General features: G+C 69.1%; 27 protein-coding genes and 1 pseudogene. 23 read left to right on the top strand and 5 right to left on the bottom strand.

Annotation, left to right across the window (positions count from 1 at the left end; genetic code table 11):
- Window positions 1-4: 4 nt before the first annotated feature.
- From KY49_RS23150 to KY49_RS23140, 3 genes are read right to left on the bottom strand one after another with little or no spacing between them, the layout of a single operon-like run.
- Entirely contained in the window at window positions 5-1,210 is a 1,206-nt protein-coding gene (locus tag KY49_RS23150) for a class I SAM-dependent methyltransferase (protein ID WP_042586766.1), read from the bottom strand.
- Window positions 1,207-2,148, bottom strand: a complete 942-nt coding sequence (locus tag KY49_RS23145; protein WP_042586937.1) for a UDP-glucuronic acid decarboxylase family protein — start codon at window positions 2,146-2,148, stop codon at window positions 1,207-1,209. Before KY49_RS23145 ends, KY49_RS23150 begins: the two co-directional genes overlap by 4 nt.
- Window positions 2,145-3,932, bottom strand: a complete 1,788-nt coding sequence (locus tag KY49_RS23140) for an O-linked N-acetylglucosamine transferase, SPINDLY family protein (protein ID WP_042586765.1) — start codon at window positions 3,930-3,932, stop codon at window positions 2,145-2,147. The genes KY49_RS23145 and KY49_RS23140 overlap by 4 nt, the downstream gene beginning before the upstream one ends.
- A 691-nt stretch (window positions 3,933-4,623) precedes the next feature.
- On the opposite strand from KY49_RS23140, the gene KY49_RS23135 reads away from it, so the two are divergent.
- The 5 genes from KY49_RS23135 to KY49_RS23115 all read left to right on the top strand — a co-directional run bounded on the left by KY49_RS23135 (window position 4,624) and on the right by KY49_RS23115 (window position 12,210).
- Window positions 4,624-5,409: a class I SAM-dependent methyltransferase gene (locus tag KY49_RS23135; RefSeq protein WP_042586764.1), complete on the top strand. Its 786-nt coding sequence runs from the start codon at window positions 4,624-4,626 to the stop codon at window positions 5,407-5,409.
- A complete protein-coding gene (locus KY49_RS23130; protein ID WP_042586763.1) occupies window positions 5,410-6,795 on the top strand; it encodes an NAD(P)/FAD-dependent oxidoreductase in 1,386 nt (461 codons plus the stop codon).
- Window positions 6,792-7,514 (top strand): WbqC family protein, encoded by a 723-nt coding sequence (locus tag KY49_RS23125; protein WP_042586762.1) that lies wholly within the window; start codon window positions 6,792-6,794, stop codon window positions 7,512-7,514. The genes KY49_RS23130 and KY49_RS23125 overlap by 4 nt, the downstream gene beginning before the upstream one ends.
- 146 nt (window positions 7,515-7,660) lie before the next feature.
- Complete coding sequence (gene rffA, locus KY49_RS23120) at window positions 7,661-8,818, top strand: dTDP-4-amino-4,6-dideoxygalactose transaminase (protein WP_042586761.1); 1,158 nt, start codon at window positions 7,661-7,663, stop codon at window positions 8,816-8,818.
- Window positions 8,819-8,820: 2 nt separating this feature from the next.
- A complete protein-coding gene (locus KY49_RS23115; protein ID WP_042586936.1) occupies window positions 8,821-12,210 on the top strand; it encodes a glycosyltransferase family protein in 3,390 nt (1,129 codons plus the stop codon).
- A gap of 18 nt (window positions 12,211-12,228) precedes the next feature.
- On the opposite strand, the gene KY49_RS38705 is transcribed toward KY49_RS23115, so the two are convergent.
- Both KY49_RS38705 and KY49_RS23105 read right to left on the bottom strand, forming a co-directional pair.
- The gene (locus KY49_RS38705; protein WP_231636465.1) at window positions 12,229-12,726 is read right to left on the bottom strand and encodes a hypothetical protein; all 498 of its coding nucleotides are present in this window, start codon (window positions 12,724-12,726) and stop codon (window positions 12,229-12,231) included.
- The gene (locus KY49_RS23105; protein ID WP_042586760.1) at window positions 12,669-14,243 is read right to left on the bottom strand and encodes a TIGR04222 domain-containing membrane protein; all 1,575 of its coding nucleotides are present in this window, start codon (window positions 14,241-14,243) and stop codon (window positions 12,669-12,671) included. The genes KY49_RS38705 and KY49_RS23105 overlap by 58 nt, the downstream gene beginning before the upstream one ends.
- An 86-nt stretch (window positions 14,244-14,329) precedes the next feature.
- Between KY49_RS23105 and KY49_RS37560 the strand changes: the two are divergent.
- The 18 genes and pseudogenes from KY49_RS37560 to KY49_RS23020 form a co-directional block, all read left to right on the top strand.
- Window positions 14,330-14,413, top strand: a pseudogene (locus KY49_RS37560) (DUF523 domain-containing protein); the annotation flags it as partial.
- A gap of 404 nt (window positions 14,414-14,817) precedes the next feature.
- Window positions 14,818-15,024 (top strand): tail protein X, encoded by a 207-nt coding sequence (locus tag KY49_RS23100; RefSeq protein ID WP_042586759.1) that lies wholly within the window; start codon window positions 14,818-14,820, stop codon window positions 15,022-15,024.
- Window positions 15,025-15,039: 15 nt separating this feature from the next.
- Window positions 15,040-15,384 carry a putative holin gene (locus KY49_RS23095; protein WP_010095861.1) on the top strand — a complete coding sequence of 115 codons (345 nt, stop codon included), beginning with the start codon at window positions 15,040-15,042 and terminating at the stop codon, window positions 15,382-15,384.
- A 1-nt stretch (window position 15,385) separates the two neighbouring features.
- Window positions 15,386-15,652 (top strand): phage holin family protein, encoded by a 267-nt coding sequence (locus KY49_RS23090; protein ID WP_010095863.1) that lies wholly within the window; start codon window positions 15,386-15,388, stop codon window positions 15,650-15,652.
- 3 nt (window positions 15,653-15,655) lie between these two features.
- Window positions 15,656-16,489, top strand: coding sequence for an N-acetylmuramidase domain-containing protein (locus tag KY49_RS23085; RefSeq protein WP_042586758.1), 834 nt, complete (start codon window positions 15,656-15,658; stop codon window positions 16,487-16,489).
- A complete protein-coding gene (gene lysB / locus KY49_RS36080; RefSeq protein WP_082062424.1) occupies window positions 16,486-16,926 on the top strand; it encodes an Rz-like lysis system protein LysB in 441 nt (146 codons plus the stop codon). Before KY49_RS23085 ends, lysB begins: the two co-directional genes overlap by 4 nt.
- Window positions 16,814-17,050: an Rz1-like lysis system protein LysC gene (gene lysC, locus KY49_RS38700; protein ID WP_231636464.1), complete on the top strand. Its 237-nt coding sequence runs from the start codon at window positions 16,814-16,816 to the stop codon at window positions 17,048-17,050. Before lysB ends, lysC begins: the two co-directional genes overlap by 113 nt.
- Window positions 17,043-17,498, top strand: coding sequence for a phage tail protein (locus KY49_RS23070; RefSeq protein WP_042586755.1), 456 nt, complete (start codon window positions 17,043-17,045; stop codon window positions 17,496-17,498). The genes lysC and KY49_RS23070 overlap by 8 nt, the downstream gene beginning before the upstream one ends.
- Window positions 17,495-18,406 carry a baseplate J/gp47 family protein gene (locus KY49_RS23065; protein ID WP_042586754.1) on the top strand — a complete coding sequence of 304 codons (912 nt, stop codon included), beginning with the start codon at window positions 17,495-17,497 and terminating at the stop codon, window positions 18,404-18,406. The genes KY49_RS23070 and KY49_RS23065 overlap by 4 nt, the downstream gene beginning before the upstream one ends.
- Window positions 18,399-18,965: a phage tail protein I gene (locus KY49_RS23060; RefSeq protein WP_042586753.1), complete on the top strand. Its 567-nt coding sequence runs from the start codon at window positions 18,399-18,401 to the stop codon at window positions 18,963-18,965. The genes KY49_RS23065 and KY49_RS23060 overlap by 8 nt, the downstream gene beginning before the upstream one ends.
- On the top strand, window positions 18,962-19,912 hold the full coding sequence (locus tag KY49_RS23055; RefSeq protein WP_052495765.1) for a gp53-like domain-containing protein: 951 nt from the start codon (window positions 18,962-18,964) through the stop codon (window positions 19,910-19,912). Before KY49_RS23060 ends, KY49_RS23055 begins: the two co-directional genes overlap by 4 nt.
- A gap of 9 nt (window positions 19,913-19,921) precedes the next feature.
- Window positions 19,922-20,500, top strand: a complete 579-nt coding sequence (locus KY49_RS38695) for a DUF4376 domain-containing protein (protein ID WP_052495764.1) — start codon at window positions 19,922-19,924, stop codon at window positions 20,498-20,500.
- A 640-nt stretch (window positions 20,501-21,140) separates the two neighbouring features.
- Window positions 21,141-21,824: a phage baseplate assembly protein V gene (locus tag KY49_RS23045; RefSeq protein ID WP_042586752.1), complete on the top strand. Its 684-nt coding sequence runs from the start codon at window positions 21,141-21,143 to the stop codon at window positions 21,822-21,824.
- Window positions 21,821-22,183, top strand: coding sequence for a GPW/gp25 family protein (locus KY49_RS23040; RefSeq protein ID WP_042586751.1), 363 nt, complete (start codon window positions 21,821-21,823; stop codon window positions 22,181-22,183). The genes KY49_RS23045 and KY49_RS23040 overlap by 4 nt, the downstream gene beginning before the upstream one ends.
- The gene (locus tag KY49_RS23035) at window positions 22,180-23,094 is read left to right on the top strand and encodes a baseplate J/gp47 family protein (protein WP_042586750.1); all 915 of its coding nucleotides are present in this window, start codon (window positions 22,180-22,182) and stop codon (window positions 23,092-23,094) included. Before KY49_RS23040 ends, KY49_RS23035 begins: the two co-directional genes overlap by 4 nt.
- Entirely contained in the window at window positions 23,087-23,629 is a 543-nt protein-coding gene (locus KY49_RS23030) for a phage tail protein I (RefSeq protein ID WP_042586749.1), read from the top strand. Before KY49_RS23035 ends, KY49_RS23030 begins: the two co-directional genes overlap by 8 nt.
- Before the next feature lie 6 nt (window positions 23,630-23,635).
- On the top strand, window positions 23,636-25,414 hold the full coding sequence (locus KY49_RS23025; RefSeq protein WP_042586748.1) for a tail fiber protein: 1,779 nt from the start codon (window positions 23,636-23,638) through the stop codon (window positions 25,412-25,414).
- 15 nt (window positions 25,415-25,429) lie between these two features.
- Window positions 25,430-26,059 carry a tail fiber assembly protein gene (locus KY49_RS23020; RefSeq protein WP_042586747.1) on the top strand — a complete coding sequence of 210 codons (630 nt, stop codon included), beginning with the start codon at window positions 25,430-25,432 and terminating at the stop codon, window positions 26,057-26,059.
- Window positions 26,060-26,118 lie beyond the last annotated feature (59 nt).

Here is a 26,118-nt window from a genome sequence, read left to right as displayed (position 1 = left end):
CTGCTCAATACGGATGCGGGTCGCGTCCGAAATCGATCAGGCTGCCGCCGTGCTCGATCATCACGGCCGACGCCGCGATCCCTTCACGGGACATCTCGGCGACGATGTCGCGCGCGCGCCACTGGGTCGGGATGATGATCACGTCGGCCGGCGCGGTTTTCAGCGCGTCGCGGAACACGATCTGCTGCCCGGTGCCCGGCACGTAGGTGCCGACCTTGTCGGGATCGGAATCGACGACGAGCGGGAAGCGGCCCGCGTCGGCGTCGAAGTAATGGATGAACGCCGCCGCCTTGCCGGTGCCGCCCCAGATCGCGACCCGCCGGCCCGACGTCGCCAGCTCGGCGAGCTGTTGCGCGATGCCCGCGCGATGCTCGACCGTGCGGGCCGCGAAGCCCGCCGCCGCGCCGGCGCGCGCGCGCACGGGCGCCGGCACGCCGAGCCGGACCAGCGCATAGACGACTTCGCCGTCGTAGCCGTGCGCGAGCGTGACGATCTCGCCGGCGCGCGCCATCAGCGCGCGGAACGATTCGGTCGTGAACTGCGACACGTGCTCGTAGAAGAAATCCGCGAGCCGCTCGGTCTCGAACACGCGGTCGATGCACGGCACCTCCGCGAACAGCCAGCACGGGTTCGGCTGGCTCGCCGCGCCCCACGCGAGCTGCTCGACGAGCTTCGCCGGCTCGGTCAGGTGTTCGAGCACGTGGCGAATCACGATCGCGTCGGGCTTGAACGCCGCCATGTCGGCGAGCGGTTCGAACAGGCGCGCGTGGAACTCGATGCCGTTGCCGGTGCCAACGCTCGCGTTCGGATCGAAGCCGATGAAGCGCCCGCCGTCGCTCGCCTGCGCGAGGCCGCGCACGAAATGCGCTTCGCCGCAGCCGATCTCGACGACCGTCGGCGCGGCGGACAGGTTGCCGAGCAGCAGGTCGCGCGTGGCCGCCAGATGCCCCTTCCAGATGCCGCCGTTGTTGAACATGCGGTTCGGATTGCTCTGGTACGGAATCGCGTCGTAACGGAAGCGGTGATTCCACACGTGCGAGCAGCGCGGGCATTGCACGAACTCGAGCGCATGGCGCGGCAGCGCGCGCGCGCTTTCGGCGGAATCGGGCCACGCGAGCGTCGCCAGCGTGCAGGCGCCGGCATCGAAGAACGGCGCGGCGACCGCGTGCGCGCAGACGGGGCAGGCGGCGTCGATCAGTGTGAGACTCATGCTTTCACCAGGTTGCGGAAGTAGGCGATCGTTTCCTTCAGGCCGTCCTCGAGCTGGACGCCCGGCTGCCAGTCGAGCCGCTGGCGCGCGCGGCCGATGTCGGGCCGGCGCTGCAGCGGATCGTCGGTCGGCAGCGGGCGATATTCGATGCGGCTCTTCGAGCCGGTCAGGCGCAGCACGCACTCGGCCAGCTCGCGGATCGTGATCTCGCTCGGATTGCCGAGGTTCATCGGCCCGGTGTCGTCGTCCTGGTCCATCATCCGCACGAGCCCTTCGACGAGATCGTCGACGTAGCAGAACGAGCGCGTCTGGCTGCCGTCGCCGTACAGCGTGATCGGCTCGCCGCGCAATGCCTGCATGATGAAGTTCGACACGACGCGGCCGTCGTCGGCGCGCATGCGCGGGCCGTAGGTGTTGAAGATCCGCACCACGCGGATGTCGACGCCGTGCTGCCGGTGGTAGTCGAAGAACAGCGTTTCCGCGCAGCGCTTGCCTTCGTCGTAGCACGCGCGCGGCCCGTTGGGATTGACGTTGCCCCAGTAGCTCTCCTGCTGCGGATGCTGCTGCGCGTCGCCGTACACCTCGCTCGTCGACGCCTGCAGGATGCGCGCGCCGCACCGTTTCGCGAGGCCGAGCATGTTGATCGCGCCGAGCACGGCCGTCTTCACCGTCGACACCGGGTCGCTCTGGTAATGGACCGGGCTCGCGGGGCACGCCATGTTGAACACGCGGTCCGCCTCGACGTACAGCGGCAGCCACACGTCGTGACGGATCACCTCGAAATTCACGCGGCCGATCAGGTGCGCGATGTTCCGCTTGCTGCCGGTGTGGAAGTTGTCCACGCACATCACGTCGTGGCCGGCGCTCACGAGGCGCTCGCACAGGTGCGAGCCGAGAAAGCCCGCGCCGCCGGTGATCAGGACCGATGCGCCGTTCACGCGGACGCTTCCGGCGCGGCTTCGACGTGGCGCGCCCACATCGCGTGCAGCGCGTCCTCGAAATTGCGGGCGAAGCGGGGCGCATCGCACAGCGGCGACGCGAGCACCTGCGCGCGCAGCGTCGTGCGCAGCACCGCCAGCTCGGCCGGCCTGGCCGTCTGCGCGACGGCCTTCGCGACGTACGCGTCGTCGTCGTCGGCGATCCATTCGGGCAGCCGCGCCGCATGCAGCAGGCTCTCGGCGATGTGCGACAGGAACCGGTCGCCGCGCCGGCACAGCACGGGCACGCCCATCCACAGCGCTTCGGCGGTCGTCGTGCCGCCCGGGTACGGGAACGGGCTCAGCATCAGGTCGACGCGCCGGTACGCGGCCAGGTACTCGGCGCGCGGCGAGCGGCCTTCGAGGATCAGGCGCTGCGCGTCGATGCCGTGCGCCGCGAAGCGCGCGGCGAGCGCCTGCTGTTCGCGCGGATCGTCGAGATGCTCCGCCTTCACGAATAGCTTCGCGCCCGCGACCGCCTGCAGCACGCGCGACCAGACCGCGACGACGCGATCGGTGATCTTCGCGAGCTTGCCGAAATAGCCGAAGGTCGGATGGCCGTTCGCGAGCATCGGCAACGCGCCGACGTCGATCGCATCGGCCGGCGGCGTGAAGCACAGATAGCTGTCCGGCAGATGCCACGGCCGCTCGGCGAAATGCGCGGCCTCGGCGGGCGGCAGCACGTGGCGGTCGCCGATCACGTAGTCGATCGCGCGCACGCCCGTGCTTGCGAAGTAGCCGGGCCAGCTCGCCTGCAGCGGCGCCGGCTTCCACGCGAACAGCGGCAGGCGGTTGTAGATCGTGTGGCCCGATGCGTCGAGCAGCACGTCGATGCGGTCCGCGCGGATCCGCGCGGCCGCCGCCTCGTCGCTCAGGCCGGCGACGCAGGTCCACGTCGCGAAAGTCGGCTTGATGCGGGCGGTGACGTCGTCCTCGACGTCGCGCGTCGGGTACGCATGCATCTCGACCCGGTTCGCGTCGAGATGCTTCAGCATGCTCTCGATGAAATAGCCGACCGGGTGCGACTTCAGGTCGCCCGACACGATGCCGACCTTGAGCGGCCGCCCGACGCGCGCGCTCAGGTCGACGAGCCAGTCCGTCCACGGCTTCGCGCGGCGCGTGACGAGTTCGTCGTAGCGTGCGGCCTCGGCAAGATACGCGTCATGGTCGAACGCGTCGCCGTAGTGGCTCGCGAACAGCAGGTTGCTGCGCGGCTCCGGCAGTTCGGGTTGCAGCGCGATCGCGTGCCGGTATGCCTCGAGCGCGGCCGGAATCTCGTTCACGTCGAACAGCGCGTTCGCAAGGTTGTTGTAGGCCTTGGCGTTGTCCGCGTTCAGCGAGATGGCCTTGCAGAACGAATCGACGGCCGCGCGGGCGTCGCCGGCGAGCCGCTGCGCGTTGCCGAGGTTGTTGTACGCGTCGACGTAGTCGGGCCGCAGCTCGGTCGCGAGGCGGAAGCACTCGGCGGCGGCGGCATGGCGGTTGTCCGCCTGCATCACGTTGCCGAGGTTGTAGTAGTAGATCGCCTCGGGCTTGACCTCGATCGCCGCCATGATCAGGCTGGACGCCTCCTGATAGCGCCCGTACTGATGGCCGATCAGGCCGAGGAGGTGGAGCGCGTCCGCGTGCCGGGGATCGGTGTCGAGGATCTGCCGGTACAGCGTCTCGGCCTCTTCGAGGCGGTCGGCCTGATGGTGCGCCAGCGCGTGTTCGATCGTGGCGGTGGCGGGGGAAATGGGCATCATGAGATCTGTCGTCCTGCTAGGGTCTGTTTACATACGGAACACGCATGCGTTGCGACGAGAACGGCCGCTCGCGAGGCGCGCGACGCCGCGAATACTGGACGTATTCGCAAGGAGCGCAACGCGGCGAGCGGCCGTTCTCGTCGCAACCCCAAATTTTAAAAAAACCATTCCACGGGAATGCCCGAAATCGCCCGTATGGCGGCGTCGCTCGTCGCTTGTTTGGCACGGCCAAACGGCGCTCCTCCCTCCTTGCCCTACGAGCGATTTCGGGCATTCGCATGCGCGTTCCGTATGTAAACAGACCCTAGGGTCTGTTCACGCTGGTAACGGGCTTGCGGACGTGCGGCGCCGCGCACGGACAGTCCCCGACGTGTCCGAATTCTCTCCGCGCGCAGCGCGTTCCAATCCGGCGATCAGGCGCCGGAATTGGTCGCATTTCCCGCGACTGCAAGCCCGCCGAAATCCGCGCCGAACACCGCGCATCCATCGAAATGCGGGGTGAAATGGGCCGCTAATCCGACATTCGATCCCGACGGCGGTCGATAGACTTGATTCTGAAAGATGACCGGATTGCACCGTGCGAACGACCGGGCGCGGGCCCGGTTGCCGCATCGGACGCCGGCCGCGGACGCGAGCCCGTTTCGCCACGGCACTTCGTTCGATCTCACCCTCAGCCCCTGGAGCCTTTTGTATGCACGAGTCTTCCATCATCACCAACTCGAACGACGACCAGCTCGCCGCTCGCCGCGAACTGTTCGACCTGCTGCACGCGTATCCCGCAACCCCCGAGGAACTGGAGCGCTCGCTCGGCCTGTTCGTGCGCGGCTCGCTGCTCGCGCGGATCCTCGGCACGTTCGAGGTGTATCAGCAGATCGTGAAGCTGCCGGGCTCGATCCTCGATCTCGGCACGTGGCGCGGCCAGACCGCGGTGCTGTGCGAGAACTTCCGCGCGATCCTCGAGCCGCTGAACTTCCAGCGCCGCATCCACGCGTTCGATACGTTCACCGGCTACGCAGGCTTCTCCGAGAACGACTCGCGCGACCGCAAGCTGTTCTCCGACGGCACCTATTCGGTGGAAAGCGGCTACGCGGACTTGCTGCGCAAGCTGCTGTCGCTGCACGAGCGCAACAACGCGATGGGCCACGTGAACGGCAAGCACCGCGTGTGGGAAGGCGACTGCCGCGACACGCTGGCGGCGTTCAATGAAGCACACCCGGGCGAGACGATCGCGCTCGCGTGGTTCGACCTGAACGTGCCGCTGCCGACGGAGCAGGCGTTCGAAGCGGTGCTGGAGCGGCTCGTGCCGGGCGGCGTGGTCGCGATGTGGCAACTGATGCGCGGCCACCAGGCGCCCGCGGAAGGCATCCACTACCTGCAGAAGGTGCTCGGCAAGTACCCGCACCAGATCCACCGCACGCAGGCGTACCCGTCGCTGTGCTACCTGACGTTCCCGGAAGGCGGACGGGGGCGCAAATAAATGAAGATCGCGATCCTCGGCAACGGCATCCTCGGGCTGATGACGGCCCGGGCATGGCAACGCGCGGACCCGAACGTCGAACTCGTGATCGTCGGCCCGGCGCTGCGCCCGGGCTCGGCGACGCGCGCGGCGGCGGCGATGCTCAATTCGTTCACCGAACTCGAAGGCGATTCGCTCGGCACGCCGCTCGACCGCTTCAAGTTCGAGCTGAGCCGCGCGGCGACGGCGGCCTGGCCCGCCGTGTTTGCCGAGATCTGCACGCCGGCGCGCGCGGTCGCCCACGGGTTCGGCACGTACGTGCTCAACAACGCGGCGACCGACGCACTCGACGATGAAAACTTCGCGGCGGTGAAGCGCTTCTGCCGCGAATTCGAGGAGCCCTGCGAGGCCGTCGATCCGTCAGGCATCCCGAACTATCACCCGGACCCGCGCTATCGCGCACTGAACGCGCTCTTCCTGAAGCGCGAGGGCTGGGTCAATCCGAAGCAGTTTCTCGACGCGCTGACGGCCTCCGTCGCGCAGGCCGGCAACACGACGCTCGTCGATGCCGAGGTCGAGCGGCTCGACATCGCGGGCGGGCGCGTCGTCGCGGCGCGACTGTCCGACGGCAGCACGCTCGACGCGGACCGCTTCGTGCTCTGCAACGGCGCGAACCTCGGCCAGGTGCTGCGCGCGAGCGCGCCCGAGCTGCCGGTGCAGCGGCTGTTCTATGGCATCGGCATGTCGGTCGAGCTGCAAAGCAAGGAAAACGTGCACACGCACTGCATCCGCACGACCAACCGCGGCCTCGCATGCGGCGTGTATTCGGCACCGTACGGGCCGGACCGCACGCTGATCGGCGCGAGCAACTACATCAGCCCGGTGCCGATCGACCACGGCCACGTCGGCAGCGCGTACTCGCTGCTGAAGGCGGCGATGGATCAGATCAACAGCAAGTTCTACCGCGCGAACCTCGTCAACGTGAACGTGGGCTGGCGGCCGATGACGTCCGACCTGTATCCGCTGTTCGGCGAGACCAGCGTGCGCGACCTGTGGATCCTCGGCGGCACCAAGCGCGACGGCTTCCACCTGTCGCCGGTGCTGTGCCGCGACCTCGTCGCCGCGATGCGCGGCGAGCCGATCGACCCGCGCTACGCGGAACTCGCGCCCGAGCGGCCGCTGATCCGCAACATGACGCGCGAGGCCGCGATCGCGAAGACGGTGCGGCACCAGATCAACGCCGCGTACCAGCACGACTTCGAGCCGGCGCGCAACCGCATGGTCGAGCAGCTGCAGCGCTCGATGCGCGCGGACCTCGAGGCGCTGCACGACCAGGTCGGCGCGACCGACTGGGGCATTCCGCCCGAGCTGGTCGACATGTACCGGTACGGCCACATCCCGGCATGAGCGGCACGCCCACAAACCGCGACGCGAAGCGCGTGGCGATCCTCCAGTCGAACTACATCCCGTGGAAGGGCTACTTCGACCTGATCGCCGCGTGCGACGAGTTCGTCCTGTACGACGACGCGCAGTACACGCGCCGCGACTGGCGCAACCGCAACCAGATCAAGACGCCGCAGGGCGTGCAATGGCTGAGCGTGCCGGTGAAGGTGAAGGGCAAGTATCACCAGTCGATCCGCGAGACCGAGATCGACGGCACCGACTGGGCGCCGCAGCACTGGAAGCGGCTGCAGCAGAACTACGCGCGCGCGCCGCACTTCGCGCGCTACGCGGACACACTCGAGGCGCTGTACCTCGGCCGCCGGTACGACACGCTGAGCGAGCTGAACCGCACGCTGCTGACGTGGGTCAACGAGCAGCTCGAGATCGGCACGCGCATCTCGTCGTCGTCGGACTACGACCTGCACGGCAATCGCACCGAGAAGCTGCTGAACCTGTGCGTGCAGGCCGGCGCCACCGAATACCTGTCGGGCCCGGCCGCGCGCAGCTACCTGGACGAGAGCCTGTTCGCGCAAGCGAACGTCGCGGTGCGCTGGTTCGACTATCCGGCCTATCCCGAGTATCCGCAGCAGTGGGGCGCGTTCGTGCACGGCGTGACGGTGCTCGACGTGCTGTTCAACTGCGGCCCCGACGCGCGCCGCTACGCGCTGTGCCCGCGAGCGTGACGCGATGCCCGCGCGCGCACCACGGCCCATGAAACCGCACGGCGACAGGCCGTGCGCCCGCGCGATCGCGGCCCGCCGGGACGCCTGAGCGGCACACGTCCCGCGCCGCGCCGCCGATCGCCCGTCACTTTCCGAGGAGCCTGACCATGTTCGGCCCACCCAATCTCGACAGCATTCCGTTCGGCCGCCCGTTCGTGGTCGGCAAGGAGCTCTACTACATCGCGAAAGCGGTCGAGCAGGGCGGCCTCGCCGGCGACCAGGCGTTCACGAAGCTCTGCCACCGCTGGCTGGAAGCGCGCATCGGCTGCCGACGCGCGCTGCTCACGCACTCGTGCACGGCCGCGCTGGAAATGGCCGCGATCCTCGCCGACGTGCAGCCCGGCGACGAAGTGATCATGCCGTCCTACACGTTCGTGTCGACCGCCAACGCGTTCGTGCTGCGCGGCGCGACGCCGGTGTTCGTCGACATCCGCCGCGACACGCTGAACCTCGACGAAACGCTGATTGCCGCCGCGATCACCGAGCGCACCCGCGCGATCGTGCCGGTGCACTATGCGGGCGTCGCGTGCGACATGGACGTGATCGGGCAGCTCGCGGCGGACCACGGGCTGTGGGTGATCGAGGACGCCGCGCAGGCGCTCCAGTCGACGTGGAACGGCAAGCCGCTCGGCAGCCTCGGCCACCTCGCGTGCCTCAGCTTCCACGAGACCAAGAACGTGATTTCCGGCGAAGGCGGCGCGCTGCTGGTCAACGACCCGCGCCTCGTCGAGCGCGCGGAGATCATTCGCGAGAAAGGCACTAACCGCAGCCAGTACTTCCGCGGGCAGGTCGACAAGTACACGTGGGTCGACGTCGGCTCGTCGTTCCTGCCGGGCGAGCTGATCGCGGCGTTCCTGTACGCGCAGTTCGAGCACGCGGACGTGATCACCGCGCAGCGGCGCGCGACCGTGCAGCGCTACCAGGACGCGCTGCAGCCGCTGCACGCGGACGGGCTGATCGAGCTGCCCGCGATTTCGCTCGCCGAGCGCGGCAATGGCCACATGTTCTATTTCCTCGCGCGCAACCTCGCCGAGCGCACCGAGCTGCTGCAGCAGATTCGCGCGCTGGGCGTGAACGCCGTGTTCCATTACGTGCCGCTGCACAGCTCGCCGGCCGGCCAGCGCTACGGGCGCCGCGGGTCCGAGCTGCCGGTGACGGACCTCGTCGCCGACCGGCTCGTGCGGCTGCCGCTGTACCACGACATGACCGAAGCCGAACAGGACCGCATCCTCGACGTGGTCTTCGATTTCTACCGCACCCGATGACGATGACGATCCCGACTTCCGGCCCGACGCACCGCGGGTCGCGCATCTTCGCGCGGCTCGACCACCCGTACTACGTCTGTGCGCCGAAATTCCGGCAGACGTCCGGCGGCGTCCGCGCGATGCACTACCTGTGCCACGTGCTGAACCTGCTCGGCCACGAAGCGTACGTCAACACGGATGGCGTGCATCCGGACCTGCGCACGCCGCATCTGACCAACGACGTCGCGCAGGCGCACGCCGACGCGCATCGCAGCCCGATCGCCGTCTATCCGGAAATCGTCTCCGGCAATCCGTTCGGCACGCGCTGCGTCGCGCGCTATCTGCTTGCCGAACCCGGCCGCATCGAGGGCAACACGATCGACCTGCAGCCGAGCGACCTCGTATTCACGTTCGGGCCGACGCTGGTGCCCGCGGGATGGCAGGCGGACGAACTGCGCATGCCGCTGGTCGACACGCGCATCTTCAACAGCGACGGCGTCGACGACGCGCGCCGCAGCGGCACGGCCGTCTTCATCAACCGGCACCTGGTGCGCGGCGGCAGCCTGCACCCGGTCACCGCCGATTCGATCGAGATCTCGAACCGCGTGCCGGAACGCTCGGCGCACGAGCTCGCGGCGCTGTTTCGGCAGGTCGAGTGCGTGTACATGTACGAGTGGTCGACCGCCGCGTTCGAGGCGCTGCTGTGCGGCTGCCCGGTGGTGTGCATTCCGAACGACGCATCGCTGCCCGAGCCGTACCGCTGGGTGATGGACGGCAAGGGCATCGCGTGGGCGCTCGACGAAGAGGAGATCGCCCACGCGAAAGCCACCGTTCACGAAGCGCGCGACGCGTACCTGCAGGAAGAGGAAACGTTCTGGCGGCAGTTGCAGACGTTCATCGACAAGACCCAGGCCCGCGCGGACGAACTGGACGCGCAGGCCGTCGCGGCCGGCGCTGCCGGCGCTGCCGGCCGCGAGGCGGCCGCGCCGCGCAAGCGCATCGCGGTCGTGACCGCCGAGCCGGCCGCGCACGCGCGCGCCAGCGTGCGCTTCGCGCAGCCGTTCGCGAGGTTGGAGCGCGAATGGGAGCTGAGCTTTCCCGTCACGCAAGCCGGCCTCGATGCGCACGCGCTGCAACGCGCCGACCTGATCGTGCTGCAGGGCGACACGCCGGGCCTGCTGTCTCCGGCTGCGCTGGAACAGCTGTTCGCGCTCGGCAAGCCGGTCGTCCACGAGATCGACGCACCGCTCGACGCGCTGCTCGCCGGCGCGCCCGGGGCCGCCGACAACGCGCGCCGCAACACGAACATCCGCTACGCCGCACAGCGCGCGCATGCGCTCGTCGTGCCGTCGGCGGATCTGGCCCGGCAGTACCGTCAGGTCAACGCGTCGGTCCATGTGCTGCCGACCGACATCGACGTCGAGCGGCTGTACCGCGCGGCGCCCGGCGTTCGCGACCACGTGAGCCTCGCGGTGTCCGGCGCCGGGCTCGACGGCCCTCGTCTCGAACAGGCGCGGCTGGCGCTGGCCGAGCTGCGCCGACGGTATCCGGGCAAGCTCCGCGTGTCGTTCGTCGGGCCGGCGCTGCCGGCCGGCTGGGACGGCGATCCGGACGTCACGCTGATCGCGTCGCCCGCGCCCTATGACGCGTATGCGGACCAGTTGAAGCGCGCCGGGCTCGACCTCGCGCTGGTCGCCGCGCCGCTCGCGCTGCGCGACGACGATCCGCCGCGCGAATGGCTCGAATACTCGGCGGCCGGCGCGGCCACGGTGCTCGTCGCCGCGCCCGCCGCGGCGCTCATCGCCGCGCCCGCTGAAGGCAGCGCGATCGTCCACGGCCGCACCGGCTGGCTCGTCGCCGACACCGCCGATGCGTGGGTCGACGCGATCGCGCACCTGATCGAGCATCCGCAGGCGCGCGCGCAACTCGCCGCAGCCGCGCAGGATGCGATCCGCGCGCGGCACGACGTCGGCCGCAACGCCGCGCGCCACGGCGCGCTGTATGCGCGGCTGCTGGAGCAGAACCGGACGCCGGCGCCCGTCGCCGCGAGCGCGGACGCCGCGCCGCGCCGCAAGCGGCTCGTCGTGTACTCGGTCGAGCCGCCCGAAAGCGCGTCGGCGCGGATTCGCCTCGTGCAGCCGTTCGACCGGCTGCGCGACGAGTGGGAGCTCGTCTGGGGCATTCGCGACGGCCGGATCGACAGCAGCGTGCTGGCTGACGCCGACGCCATCCTGCTGCAGCGGATGACGCCCGGCGTGCTGACGGACGAAGGCCTGCGGGCCATCTTCAGTCTCAAGAAGCCGGTGATCTACGACACCGACGACCTGCTGACCGACCTGCCGGCCCCGCATCCGCTCGCCGCGCAAGGCGCGATGGCCCGCGCGGGGATCGAGTTCACGCTGCGCAACGCGGCTGCCGTGATCGTGTCGACGCCGTTCGCCGCGAGCCGCTACCGGATGGAGAACCCGCGCGTCCACGTGTTGCCCGACAGCGTGGACTTCGTCCGCTTCTACCGCCCCGTGGCGACGCGCAGCGACGACTGCGTGACGATCGGCATCGCCGGCGCGGCGCTGCGCGCCGACAACTTCGCGCTCGTCGACGCGGCGCTGCAGGCGATCTGCGCGCGCCATCCCGGCAAGGTCAAGGTGTGCTTCGCCGGCCCCGGCGCGCCCGCCGGCTGGGCCGCGCACCCGGCGGCCACGTTCGAGCCCGCGCTCAACGACTACGACGCGTACGCGCAACGCCTGAAGGAACAGCGCTGGGACATCGCGCTGCTGCCGCTCGCCGACGATGACTACCACGCCGGCAAGAGCACGATCCGCTGGCAGGAATACGCGGCGGCGGGCATCGCCACGATCGTCAGCGACCGGCCCGCCTATCGCTTCGCGCTGAACGACGGCTGCGACGGCCTGCTGGTCGCCGATGCGCGCGAGGCCTGGATCGACGCGCTCGACCGGCTGATCGCGAACCCGGCGCTGCGCCGCGGGCTCGCGCGCACCGCGCAGGCGAAGGTCCGCAAGCATCACGCGCTGCAGCAGGCGCTGCCGCGCCATGGGCAGGTGTATCGGCAATGCGTCGACAAGGGCGCCGTCGGCAGCCCGCCCGCCCGGCAGGACGCGCCGATTCCGGGCGCGCTGATCCTCGACGCCGAAGGCGACCTCGACAAGGTCCGGCGGAGCCTGCAGGCCGTCGCGGCGCGGCCGGAACAGGACCTGCTGGCGGTCGTGCTGACCACGTCGCAGGCGCCGCTGCCCGAGTGGACCGACAAGGTGCGCTACCTGCACGCGGCCGCGCACGATTACACGGCCACCGTCGAGCAGCTCTGCGCGCTGCCGGCGTTCGACTGGACGCTGATCGTCGAGGCGGGTGGCGGGGAGGCGGCGCACGCGCCGGCGGATGCGGTGACGGCCTAGCGTACCCGGCTCACGGCGCTACGCCGTGGCGGCGGTCCCGCATTCGCCGTCGAGGCCGAGCCGCGCACGCGCGCTCGCGAGCGCGCGCTCGATCCGCCCGATCGTCGAGCGTGTCGCCGCGCTGTCCGGGCTCGCCCGCAGCACGAGCCGCAGCCACGTCAGGCGTCGCGCAAGCATCGGCATTGCCAGCGCTTGCACGACCAGTCGCTGATCCCGGTCGGCCGCGTCGAAGCGCAGGCACGCGTCGGCGAGGGTCTCCACGGTGAGATCGGCATTGGTCGGGCACGAGAAGAGGTTCATCGGGCAGGCAGCCGTCCCCGTCACGGCGAACGGCGTTCGAAAGAGGCGCGCCGGATCGCGCGCGGCTTCGGGCGACTTGCGCGCGCGGCGGCACGGAACCCGCGCCCTGCGCGCCGGCCGGCTTCGCGCGGCCGCATCCGGCCGCGCTCGCAACGCGTTCAGCTGCTCGAACAGCCGCCGCAACTGCTCGAGCTGCATGAGCTCGACGAACTGCACGCGCTCGACGCTCCGCAGGAACTCGAACTGCTGCTGTCCCCGGCATCCGAGTCGGACGAACCGCTCGACCCGCCGGTTTTCGCGGCGACGACGGGCGGCGGCGCCATCAGCGCGCCCATATGCTCGGCCCACACTGTGCCGGCGAGCGCACCGGCGCCGAACAAGGCGGCCGTCCACAGCAGCCCGTCCGGGGTCGCGCGGTCGCCGTGGCGTTCGTTCCGGTGCGCGTCGAGCGCCGCCTGGCCGCCGTGCGTCACGCCGCCGCGCCCGATGCCGGGCAGGCGTCCGACCACGAAGTGGTACGCCGCCATGAACGCCGCCATGAAGATCATCAGCAGCAGCACCGGCCGGCCGCGGCTCAGGCCGATCGCGAGTTTCACCGCCCCTACGCCGAGCACGAGCAGCAGGATCGCGCGCGCTGCCATCCACGCCGCGCGCATCTCGCCCGGCGCCCAGAGCCAGCCTTTCCGGCGCAATGCAACCTCACAGTGGCCTTCGCGCCATGCGAGATGCTGACGAAACGCGTGGTAGCTCGTCTCGCCGCCGAGCTGCTTCCTCAGCCATTCCCAGTCGGCGCCATAGGCGCCCGCGTGCTGCGGATCGCCGATCCGCACCCGCCAGCCGTTGGCCTGGTGCACCAGTTCGATCGCGCCGCCATGCACGAGCGACAGCGTCGCGACCTGCGCCATCCGCGAGCCGCCGCCCGCGAGATAGGCCGCCTCCTCCGCGCTCAGGTCGGGCGACGATTCGCGGGCGCGCGTTCCCCACGCGCGGTATCGGTACTCGATCCACTGCAGCCCGGCGATCAGCAGCAGCGCGGCGATGCAGAGCGGCACGTAGAACGCGAGAAACTCCGGTCCCGGGAGGTCCAGCACGTTGAAGTCGCTCGCGGACGCGCAGGTCGCCGCGACGCTGATCGCCGCCGCCGGCCATGCGAACTTCGCGACGCGCAGCCAGCCTCGGGCGCGCGCGGCACGCGATGGCGCGGCGCGCTCGCCCGACGGGCCGACGCGCGGTTCGGCGCGCTGCGCCGGGGCGTCGGCGGGCTCGTCCAGGGGGCGCGGCCAGATCGCCGCGGGCGGCTCGCAGCCGAACAGCCGCCGGTAGCTGTCGAGCGTCCGCCGGTATTGCCGTTCGTACTTCGCGGCCTCGTCGGGCGCGCCCGCGCCCGGCACGTGATGCAGCGGCGCGCGCAGCACGTCGGCGCAGAACACGCTCCAGTATTCGCGCGTGTATTGCAGGTGCAGGTGCCATGCGGCGTCGACCGCGTGCGACGGCGTGACCGGATGGCCGGCCGCCTGCGCGAGGAACGCGAAGCGCTTGTATTCGTCGATCACGGCCAGCGCATGCGCGTATGGCCAGTGCTCCGCTTCGGCGAGGCGGCGGCTGTACGGCAGCGGTGCATCGGGCGCGTCGGGCGTATAGGCCTGCAGGCGCGCGAGCAGCGCGCGTTGCGGATCGGTCAGCGCATCCGCATCGGTTGCGGCGGCGGCGACGGGAGTCGGGAATGGAGCCATCGGAGGTCGGCGCGATGCGCGGACGGCCGCCGCGATCGACGCTTGCTGTTGTCGTTGCGGGGGATTCTCGCATGACGGCGCGGCGCGCGCTGCTGCGGCAGCACGGCATCGAGGTGTTCGCGGATACGGAGATCGATGCGCTCCTCGAGCGGCTGGCGCAGCAGGAGTAAGCCGCGCGCCAACCCCTGCCTTCGGAGTTTTACCTACGCATCGCCCTGCCTTGCCCATCAAGGCCCTGCGCCCCTCGCCCACCGCAAAACCAAGGCTGCACAAGGTCAATCAAGGCCTCGCCAGTTCATCCAAGCTGCAATCCGGCTGCACTGCCCTGCAGCGCCCGTTCCTGAAGCGTAAGACGCCCCGCCCGCCCTGGCACGCGCCGCGCTGCGTGCCAGGGCGGACGACGCACGCCGCTCGTTGAGCCCCGCCGCGCGAAGTTCGAACATGAGAACCCTCTTCACTGACTCACGGTTCGACACCTCGCCATGCCAAGCAACTCGACATCGACATTCTTCCGCGTCGCGTCGGCACCCGCGGCCCGCGACGCTCGCGCCGTCCGTCGTCGAGGAGGCCGGCCATGATCGTGCGCACGCTGCAAGGCGACACGGTCGACGCGCTGTGCTGGCGGCACTACGGCCGCACCGACGGCACCGTCGAAACCGTGCTCGAGGCCAACACCGGCCTCGCCGATCTCGGCGTCGTGCTGCCGGCCGGCACGCCCGTCTACCTGCCGCCGCTCGACACCGTGTCGAGCACGAAGCCGCTGCTGCAACTGTTTGACTGACCCTGGAACGCCGCCATGGCCGAACCAAATACCACCACCGCCGCGGGGCTGTCGACCGCGATCGGGCTCGCCGGCCTCGCGCCCGGCATCGACGGCAACGCGCTGATCGGCGCGTTCACGGGCGCGGCGCTCGTCGTCGTCACGTCGAAGGAGATCGGCGTCGCGCGGCGCGCGGCCTACCTGCTGATCTCGCTCGTGATGGGCTATCTCGCCGCGCCGGAAATCGTCAGCGCCACGCCGATCCATTCGACGGGCGTCGCCGCGTTCTTCGCGGCCGCGCTCGTGATCGCCGTCACGCTGCAGCTCATCGAGCGGGTCAAGACCCTCGACCTGCTCTCGCTGTTCCGCAAAGGGGGATGACATGCACGTCCCGCTCGCGCTGATCGCCCTCGCCGCGCACCTCGCCGCGCTCGTGCGCGTGCTCGCCTACCGGCGCAACGGCGCGCGGCACCGGCGCCATGTGTCGTGGGTCGCGTGGGCCCTCGTCGTGGTGACGGGCGGCGCATCGATCGAGCTGCTGCTGCATGCCGCCTCCGTCGGCTTCTTCGAAGCGGCCACGGCGGTCCTGCTGGCGATGTTCGTGTACGGCGCGCGCGGCAACGTCGCGCGCCTTCTGCGGAGAGACTGAATCATGAAAACCCGCCGCCTCGGCGACCACGGCGACGACGTGGGCCTGCTGCAACGCCGCCTGATCCGCGCAGGTTATGCGGTGCAGGTCACGCATATCTACGACGCGGCCACCGAAGCCGCCGTCATCGCGCTGCAACGGAAAACCGGCCTCGTCGACGACGGAATCGCCGGCCCCAAGACGTACGCCGCGCTCGCCACCGGCCAGCGCGATCCGCAGCACCTGGCGCTGGCCGATCTCGAACGCGCCGCGCGCACGCTCGGCGTGCCGCTTGCCTGCGTGCGCGCGGTCAACGAAGTCGAATCGCGCGGCGCCGGCTTCCTGCCCGACGGCCGGCCGGTCATCCTGTTCGAGCGGCACATTTTCTGGAAGCGGCTGCAGGCGCGCGGCATCGATCCGGCGCCGTTCGCGGCGAAGCAGCCGGACATCGTGTCGCAAACGCGCGGCGGCTATCGCGGCGGCGCCGCCGAATACACGCGCCTCGCCGCGGCCGAAGTGATCGACGCCCGCGCCGCGTGGGAATCCGCGAGCTGGGGCGCGTTCCAGGTGATGGGCTATCACTGGCAACGCCTCGGCTATGCGGGCATCGACGACTTCGTCGCGCGCATGGAAAGCGGCGAGGCGGAACACCTCGACGCGTTCGTGCGGTTCGTCGCCGCGGACGCCGGGCTGCTCGCCGCGCTGCGCGCCCGCAACTGGGCCGCGTTCGCGCGCGGCTACAACGGGCCCGATTACGCGGCGAACCTCTACGACGTCAAGCTCGCGCGCGCCTACGACCGGTATGCGTCGCCGCCCGTTGCGGCGGATGCCGACGACGACGCCGCGGCGGCGGCATGAGCGAGCTCGCCGCGAAATTCGCCGCGGGGCTGCTCGTGCTTGCCGCCTGCGTGGCCGCCGCGCTGTACGTGCGCGAGCTGCATGCGGATCTGGCGACTGCCCGGCTGCAACTCGCCGACGCGCGGCAGGGCCTCGCCGACCGCGACGGCGCGATCCGGCGCCTGCAGCAGGACGCCGCCGATCGCGCCAGACAGCAGGCGCGGCTCGACCGCACGCAGAACGCGATTGCGTCGAAGCTCGACGCCGTTCGACTTGAAAACCGGAGATTGATCGATGAAAACGCCGCGCTTCGCGCCTGGGCTGACACTCGTTTGCCTGACGACGTTGTCCGCCTGCAAGCCACTCCCGCTCTCACCGGCGCCGACGATTACGTCGGCCCCCTGCCAGACGGTGAGCCCGTGCACGCTGCCGGCGCTCGCGCCGCGCACCAACGGTGAGCTCGACGCGGCGCTCACGACCGTCAAGGCGGCATGGGCGACGTGCGCGGCCAAGGTCGACATGATCGCGACGTGCCAGGCCGAATCGCAGCCGGCCGATAACGGGGAGCATCCGCATGAATAAGCCAGACAGCCTGCGGCGCGCGCTCGTCGCCGCGGTTCCCGCGCTCGGGACCGACCCGGGCAAGCTGACCGTGCTCGTCGAGCAAGGGTCGCTCGCGGCGACCGGCACGCTGACGCCGTCGTTCGAATACCGGTACGTGGCCCGCGTGCTCGCGCCGAATTTCACCGGCGACGCGGACCCCGTGTTCGTCGCGCTGGTCGAATGGGTGCGCGCGAACCAGCCGGACCTCGTGACGAACCCCGCCGCGCGCGCCGACGGCATCACCTTCGAGATGAGCGTGCGCGATCCGGCCTCGGTCGACCTGTCGATCAAGCTCGCGCTGACGGAAAGCGTCGTCGTGACGACCGGGCCGGACGGCAAGCAGATCGTCACGCACGTCGACGACACGCAGGTCGACCCGGCGAATACGCTGACGTGGGTCGCGCTGCCGCAGCGAGGTGCCGCATGACGGCCGCCGCGCTCATCGATCTGTCGAGCCTGCCCGCCCCCGACGCGCTCGAGGCGCTCGATTTCGAAACGCTGTATGCACGCCGGAAGGCCGCGCTGATCGCGCTCTGGCCCGCCGACGAGCAGGCCGAAATCGCGGCGACGGTCGCGCTCGAATCCGAGCCGCTCGCGCGCCTGCTGCAGGAAAACTGCTATCGCGAGCTCGTGCTGCGCCAGCGCATCAACGACACCGTGCGGGCCGTGATGCTCGCGTTCGCAAAGGGCAGCGACCTCGACCAGCGCGCCGCGCTGTTCGGGATCGAGCGGCTCGTCGTCACGCCGGCCGACCTTCCCAACGACGTCCCGGCCGTCTACGAGGACGACGAGTCGCTGCGCCGTCGCATCCAGCTTGCGCCGCAGGGCTTCAGCGTGGCCGGCCCGGCTGCCGCGTACGAATCGAAGGCGCTTGCCGTCGACGGCCGCCTGCTCGATGCGAAGGCCACGCGCCCGCGGCCGGGCGACGTGCTCGTCACGCTGCTGTCGCGCGACGGCGACGGCACGGTGGACGATGCGCTCTGTCGCGCGGTCGAGTCCGCGCTGTCGGCCGAGGATCAACGGCCGCTGAACGACACCGTGCTCGCGCGCCCGGCCGAGATCGTCCGCTACCGGATCCGCGCGAAGGGCTATACGCGCTCGCCGGTCGGCGCCGACGTGCTGATCGCGCAGGCGACGAAGAACGCCCGCGCGTATGCGGACAAGGTGCGCCGCCTCGGCGTCGGCGTCGCGGAATCGGCGATCAAGGGCGTCTGCCAGGCCGCCGGCCTGTCGAAGACCGAGCTGATCGAGCCGGCCGGCGACCTCGCGATCGGCCCGACGCAGGCGTCCTGCTGCGTCGACGTCGTCATCGAATACGGCGGCATCTATGAGTGAGCTGCTGCCGCCGAACGCGACGCCGCTCGAGCGGCGCGCCGCGCGCGCGCTGGCCGCCGCCGAGGGCCTGCCGATCCCGATCCGCGCTTACTGGGACCCGGATCGCTGCGACGCGGCCCTGTTGCCGTATCTCGCCGCCGAAGTGTCGGTCGACGGGTGGGAGCTCGCCGAGTCCGACGATGCGCGCCGCGCGCTCGTCCGCGGCGCGATCCAGCTGCATCAGAGGCGCGGCACGCCGTGGGCGGTGCGCGAAGTGATCCGCCGGCTCGGCTTCGGCGAGGTGACGATCGTCGAGGGCCGGCGCGTGCGCCGGCGCGACGGGTCGGCCATCTACAACGGCGACTACGTGCACGGCCGGGAGACGGCGTGGGCGGAATACATCGTCAAGCTGTCGCGGCCGATCACGCGCGACCAGGCGGACAACCTGAAGGCGGTGCTGGAGCGCTATGCGCCGCGACGCTCGATGCTCGCGTCGCTCGACTACCGCGAGGCACCGATTCGCTACAACGGCTTCGCGCATCGCGACGGCCAGTACAACAGAGGGAGTATCAAGTCATGACTGACCTGGTTGAAAGCTCGACCTGGACACCCGGCATCCGCCAGTTCGAAACGTCCGATCCGGTTGAAGGCGGGCCGGATGGGATCGATAACGTGCCGTTGCGGCAGTTGGCGAATCGGACGCGGTTTTTGAAGGACAGGCAGGAAGCGCACGAGGGGGCTGTCGATCCGTATCCGCAATATGCGACGAAGGCGGATCTCGCGCAGAAGGCGCCGATCGAATCGCCGGCTTTTACGGGGGCGCCGAAGGGGACGACGCCAGGGCAGTTTGACAGCAGCACGAGGTTGGCGACGACGGCGTTTGTGCAGCGCGCGCTCGGCAGCTTCCAGATGTCAGCCAGCCTCCCGGTCGGCACCACGAACGGATCGGTCGCCGATATCGGCAAGTATTTCACGCAACAAGGGGCCGCCGCCGCAACGTATGCGCTGCCGTCGACTACGGAATTGCCTTCCGGCGCGGCAATCGGCTTCAAGGTCACCTCCAATTTTCCGTTGACGATTCAGTGCAACGGCGGTGACGTGATTAGCGCGAACGGTCAGACCTTGTCGAGCCTCACGCTTGGTACCGGCGATGACGTGATGCTCGTCTGCCCGCAAAGGGGGTTTTGGTTTGCGTCGGGATCCGCCGTCGTGGGGCAGTCGAGCAAATTCGCGGCGTCGCTCAATTCAAATGGCTATCAGAAGCTGCCGAGCGGGCTGATTATCCAGTGGGGGTTGTTCCAGATAAATTTCTCGTCCACCCCTCAGACTGCATCTGGAGTGGTTACGTACCCGCTTGCCTTCCCGAACGGCGCACTTTCGGTGACTGCGACCTCCTTGTCGTCCACCCCTTCAGCGTACCCTGCTCCGTCCGTCGTGCTTACCAGCGCATCTCAGTTCACCGCGTATGCGTACGGAGCCGTAAACAACGTGGGGCAAAGCTATTACTACACCGCTATTGGTCGCTAAAGGGAATTCATGAACCAAAAATTCGCAGCCTTCGACGCGCAAGGCAACATTACCGCGTTCTACGACAGCGTCGACAGCCCGATCCCATCCGGCATCACGAACACGATCGAAATCACTGACGTTCAGTGGATGACGTGTATCAGCCAGCCGGGGCAGTGGCATGTAGTGAGCGGTGCGCTCGCGCAGGTTCCGCCACCGTCCGCCGCCGAGCAGCTCGCATCCGTCAAGGCATCGACAATCGCGTCGCTGAACGCGGCATGCCAGGCCGCAATCCTGGCGGGCTTTACGTCGCCGGGCATCGGCATGGCAACGTTCTACCCGACGACAGACACCGACCAGCGCAACCTCCAGAGTTCCGCTCTGGCTGCCGCGTGGAATGCTGGGGCAGCAGACTGGCACACCTCCCTGTGGTGCCGGCAGGGTGACGCATGGGCGTATGTCGACCACACGGCGCAACAGGTGCAGCAAGTGAATGCAGATTGGGTGACTTTCCGCACGGCTTCGCAGCAGAAGTATGCTGATGCTATTGCCCAGGTGCATGAGGCAACGACGATCGACGCAGTGCGGGCCATCGCGGCAACAGCCTGACCGTATCTTTCCCCTGTCCATCAATCCCGGGACGACTCCGCTCCGCGGAATCGCCACGACGACCTGCACGTCATGCGGACCAGTGAAGGCCTCCTGATTCGCAACCGCTGAATGACCGTCGTTGTCATCGCCTGAACGACCGATGATGACGACGCCGCAATCACGCCCGACACGCCAGTCCATCTGACCAACGTCGTCGCCACGCTCGGCCCGTCCCGCATGACAGGTGACCTGCGCCGCACGCTCGATGAGATCGGCCGACGAATCGCCCCCCTCCCGATTGCCCGGACCCGCCGTAGTCGGTCGCGCACAACACCGCGTCCGGCACGCTCCGACGTGTCATCCGGCACTACGATTCCACGAAACGTCAGCCTGACGTTTCGCGCGATGTCCATCAGCGCCTCGACGCTGCGTCCTCCCTCGAACAAGAAGCTCAATCGGCCGCGATCATGGCGTCGGCCAGCATCCCCATTTCATCTTCGTGAAGATGGAAAAAAATGGTGCGTTGCGCACGCCACACGTGCCACCACACCGATCGATGTGCATATCTCACCCCACCCGCCTAACGCCCCTTCCGTCCTCACCGCCACGACACACGCGATCGCTCGCTCCACACGCCCCCGCCCGGCACCATAACCACATGGACGCTAACGAAATTCAACGGCAGGCACGCAACGCGGTGCGCAAGGGCACGATCCTCGCGGTCGACCATGCGGCCGCGTTGTGCCGCGTCTCGGTCGGTACTCCCGACGAAGACGGCGGCGGGCTGCAGACCAACTGGATTCCATGGATCGCCTGCACTGCGGGCACCACGCGCGAATGGCTGCCGCCGACCCCGGGCGAGCAGGTCGTGCTGCTCTGCCCGATGGGCGACCCGGCCCAGGGCGTCGCGCTGCGCGGCCTCTATTCCGACGCCGCCCCGGCCCCGGCGTCGAGCCCCGACACCCACACGCGCGTCTACCCAGATGGCGCGAGCGTCGCATACGACCACGCCGCGCATGCGCTCAAGGCCGAACTGCCCGCCGGCGCGACGGTGCTCGTCGTAGCACCAGGCTCGGTCACCGTGCAGACGAAAGCCGCGACCGTGCAGGCCGAGACCATCACGCTCGACGCGCAGCAGACCACCTGCACCGGCGCGATGACGGTCAAGGGGCCGCTCGCGTTCGAGTCCGGCATGACCGGCAAGGGCGGCGCAGGCGGCGCCACGATGCAGATCGACGGCGCGGCCAGCTTCACCCGGGAAGTGACTTCGCAAGGCATCAGCCTCCCGCATCACACGCATCGCGAACAAGGCGATGGACAACTGGTGAGCCAACCGCAATGAAGGGCATGAACGCGAACACCGGCCGCTCGATTTCGGGCCTCGGCCACTTCTACCAGTCGATCGGCAAGATCGTGACGACGCCGCTCGCATCGTGCGTGAAGCGCCGCACGTTCGGCTCCGAACTGCCCGACCTGATCGACGCGCCCGGCAACGGCGCGATGCGCACGCGCCTGTATGCGGCCGTCGCGACGGCGCTGATGCGCTGGGAGCCGCGCCTCACGCTGACCCGCGTCGTGCTCGCCGCGGACGGCTCGAACGCCGCAGCCGGCGCGATCTATCTCGACATCGAAGGCTGGACGAGCGAAAGCGGCACGACCGTGACGACGCGCGTGCCGGTCGCGCAAGGGAGCCCCGCATGAGCGTGACCCCGATCGACCTCTCTCAGCTGCCGTCGCCCGACGTCGTCGAGACGATCGACTACGAAACGCTGCTGGCCGAGCGCAAGGCGCGTCTCGTGTCGCTGTATCCGACGGCCGAGCAGCCCGAGATCGCCGCCACGCTCGCGCTCGAATCGGAGCCGATGGTGAAGCTGCTGCAGGAAAACGCGTACCGCGAGCTCGTGCTGCGCCAGCGCGTGAACGACGCCGCGCGCGCGGTCATGCTCGCGTATGCGCGCGGCGACGACCTCGACCATCTCGCGGCGCTGTTCGGCATCCGCCGCCTGACGATCACGCCCGCCGACCCGGAACACGACGTTGCGGCGGTCATGGAAAGCGACATCGACCTGCGCGCCCGCACGCAGCTCGCGCCGCAAAGCTTCTCCGTCGCCGGCCCCGAAGGCGCATACGTCTCGCATGCACGCAACGCGGACGGCCGCGTGCTCGACGCGTCGGCAGTCAGCCCCGCCCCGTGCGAAGTGCTCGTCACCGTGCTTGCGCGCGACGGCGACGGCACGGCGGACCAGAAACTGGTCGACGCCGTGACGGCCGCGCTGCAGGCCGACGACGTGCGGCCGCTCACCGACAAGGTGACGGTGCGCGCCGCGGAAATCCTGCGCTACGCGATTCGCGCGCGGCTGGTGTTCTTTGCAGGACCGGATCGTGCCGTGGCACTCGCGCAAGCCAACAAGGCGATGAAGAAATACGCCGACGACATGCACCGGCTCGGAATGGAAGTCACGCTGGACGGCATCTACGCAGCCGCCCGCGCGGCAGGCGTGCAGAAGGTGATCCTCGAAAGCCCGCTCGCCGGCATTCCGGCGACGAAGCAGCAGGCGCCGTACTGCACCGGCATCGAGCTGATCGACGGCGGGGTGTACAGCAATGAATGACATCCTGCCGCCGAACGCGACCCGGCTCGAGCGCAACCTCACCGCCGTGAATGCGCGCATCGACGACATTCCGACGCCGCTCGCGCCGCTGATGAATCCGGACGCCATCCGGTCCGACCTGCTGCCGTGGCTCGCGTGGCATCTCGGCGTCGATGCATGGAAGGACTACTGGCCCGAGCACGTGAAGCGCGCCCGCGTCAGGCAGGCGATTCCGATCGCGCGCCGCAAGGGCACCGCCGCGGCCGTGCGCGAAGTCGTCGCGACCTTCGGCGGCAACCTCGTGCTGCGCGAATGGTTCGAGCAGGCCCCACCGGGCCGGCCCGGCACGTTCGACATCGTGATGACGGTCAGCGGTCAGGAGGGCGAACCGCCGACCGCCGAATACGTCGCCGACATCCTCGCGGAAATCGACCGGACCAAGCCGGTACGCGCGCACTACACGTTCACGCAAGGCTTCGCGATGCGGGGCCGGCAACGGGTCGGCGCCGCCGCTCGCGTGGCGGTCTATCGCCGCCTGAACCTCACGGACAACTGATCGCACATGGCAACCCAGATCCTCATCACCGACGCCGGCCGCGCCGCGCTCGTCGCACCCGGCAACGGCGGCACCAGCGCCCACCAGGTCGTGGAAATCGGTCTCGCGAATGCGCCCTTCGTCGCCGACAAGGGGCTCACGAAGCTGCCGAACGAGTTGAAGCGCATCACGACCTTCGGCGGCGCCAACATCGCGCCGGACACGATTCACGCGACGCTGAAGGACGACACGACGGACCAGTACTCGCTGTACGGATTCGGCCTCTATCTCGAGAACGGCGTGCTGCTGGCCGCCTACGGCCAGGCGACGCCGATCATGGAGAAATCGCCGGCCGCGCTGCTGCTGCTGTCGACTGACATGCAGTTCGCGACGATCGACGCGACGCAGCTCGTGTTCGGGGATGCGTCGTTCCTGAATCCGCCGGCGACGACCGAGCGGCAGGGCGTGGTGGAGCTGGCGACGCAGGCGGAAGTCGACGCGGGCAAGGACGCCGCGCGTGTCATCACGCCGGCGACGCTGAAGCCTCGACTCGACGCCAAGGCTGACCTGTCGGGGGCGGAGTTCACCGGCTGGATCTCGGCGAAGGACGCCTTCATCGTTTCGAATGCGCCCAGTGCAAAGCCAAGCGGCATGATGGCTGGTAACGGCGATGGCGCGAATTCGACCACGGCGAACCTCGCGTTCCGCTCGTGGTTCGGCATTGGGTTCGGGCCGAACAACGAAGGCACGTCCGTGCCGAACAATGAGTATTCGCACTGGTTCGATACGCGCACGGGCAACACGGGCTTCCGTGGCTCGCTGGTACTGAGTCACACCCGTCAGGCCGTCATCTCGGCCAACAACAATTTCGACGGGCTGACGATCGAAGCCAGCAATCTCGACAATACGGTGAAAAAGCCCGTCGCACTTGCGCCGTGGGGCGGCAAAGTACTCGTCGGCATGACGAACGATGACGGTGTAGGACTGCTGCAGGTGGCCGGCCCGGCCACGGTTCAAACGCCTCCGGCGGGCGACGTGTCGAAGCGCGTTGCAACGACCGAATGGGTGATGGCCGCCCTGTCGACGACGGCCATCGGTCAAATCGTATTCGAGCCTCGCACTACAGTGCGCGCAGGTTTCTTGAAAGCCAATGGTGTACTCGTCAAGCGTGCGGACTACCCCGCTCTGTGGGCATATGCGCAGGCCAGCGGCGCGCTCGTGTCGGATGACGAATGGCAGAAGGGCCGCTGGGCGTGCTTCTCGTCCGGAGACGGCACAACGACGTTCCGCCTCCCGGAGATGCGCGGCGAGTTCATCCGGTGTTGGGACGACGCCCGCAATATCGACACCAATCGCATGATCGGCTCATGGCAGGACAGCGCGAACCGATGGCACAGCCACGGTGCGAGCGCGAGCGAAGTCGGGGATCACGTGCACTCGGCATGGACCGACGCGCAGGGATGGCATGTTCACGGTGTCAGCGATCCCGGGCATAGCCACGGCGTTAACGACCCAGGGCACGCACACGGTACGGACGTACCCCACGGCGGTGGTGGGGGAAATCTCCGAGCGGTAGTTGGCCCCTTTGGTGTTGACGGCTACTACAACACATATGGTTCTGGAACCGGAATTTGGCTGAGCGGTTCCGGAACCGGAATCGGCATCAACGGCGACGGCGCCCACGGCCACAACGTCGGTATCGGCGCCGCCGGCCGCCACAGCCACGTCATTACCGTCAACGGTGACGGTGCAAACGAATCTCGCCCCCGCAACATCGCGCTGCTCGCCATGATCCGCGCCTATTAACCTGGATTCCGAACCATGCTGATCCACCACTACAGCCCTTCGACCGGCGAATACCTGAGCAGCAGCCAGCCCGACGCCGATCCACGCAACCACGAACGCTGGCTCGTCCCGTCGTCGGCCACGTTCGACGCGCCGCCGGCGCGCACGCCGACGTCCTGGCCGTTCTACCGCAACGGCGCATGGGTTCTCCTGCCGGACTATCGCGGTCGCACCTGCTATCGCACCGAGACCGGCGAGCCGGTTGAAATCACGCTCGCCGGCAAGACGCCCGACGACCTCGGCCTGACGACCGAACCGCGGCCGTCATCGCGCCACGCGTGGATCGACGGCGCATGGACCATCCCGCCCGAACTGCTCGAGCGCGAGAAGCGCGACGCCGCGATGGCCGAGTTCGAACAGCGACTGGAAACCGCGCGCAAGGCGAACGCCGGCAAGGCCGATGCATACGCCGCGGGCCTGCTCGACGACGAAGGCACCTACTACTTCAAGGCCTGGTCCGCGTACCAGATGGCGCTCGTATCGGCCATCCAGGCAGACACGTTCCCCGATGCGGTGGCGTGGCCCGCCACGCCCGCGCCCTACGTACCGAAGCCGCCGGCCGAGCCGAGCGCACCTGCAGCTCCGGTCGCGGAAATCGCGACCTGATCCGCACGGGATTCATCCCGTTTTCTCTCTTCCGTAAGCAAACACAGGAGCCACACACC

It is taken from the genome of Burkholderia sp. MSHR3999, from assembly GCF_000833595.1.
GTDB lineage: Bacteria > Pseudomonadota > Gammaproteobacteria > Burkholderiales > Burkholderiaceae > Burkholderia > Burkholderia ubonensis.
The sequence above is the reverse complement of the archived record's forward strand: the minus strand, read 5'-3'. Positions and strand labels throughout refer to the sequence as shown.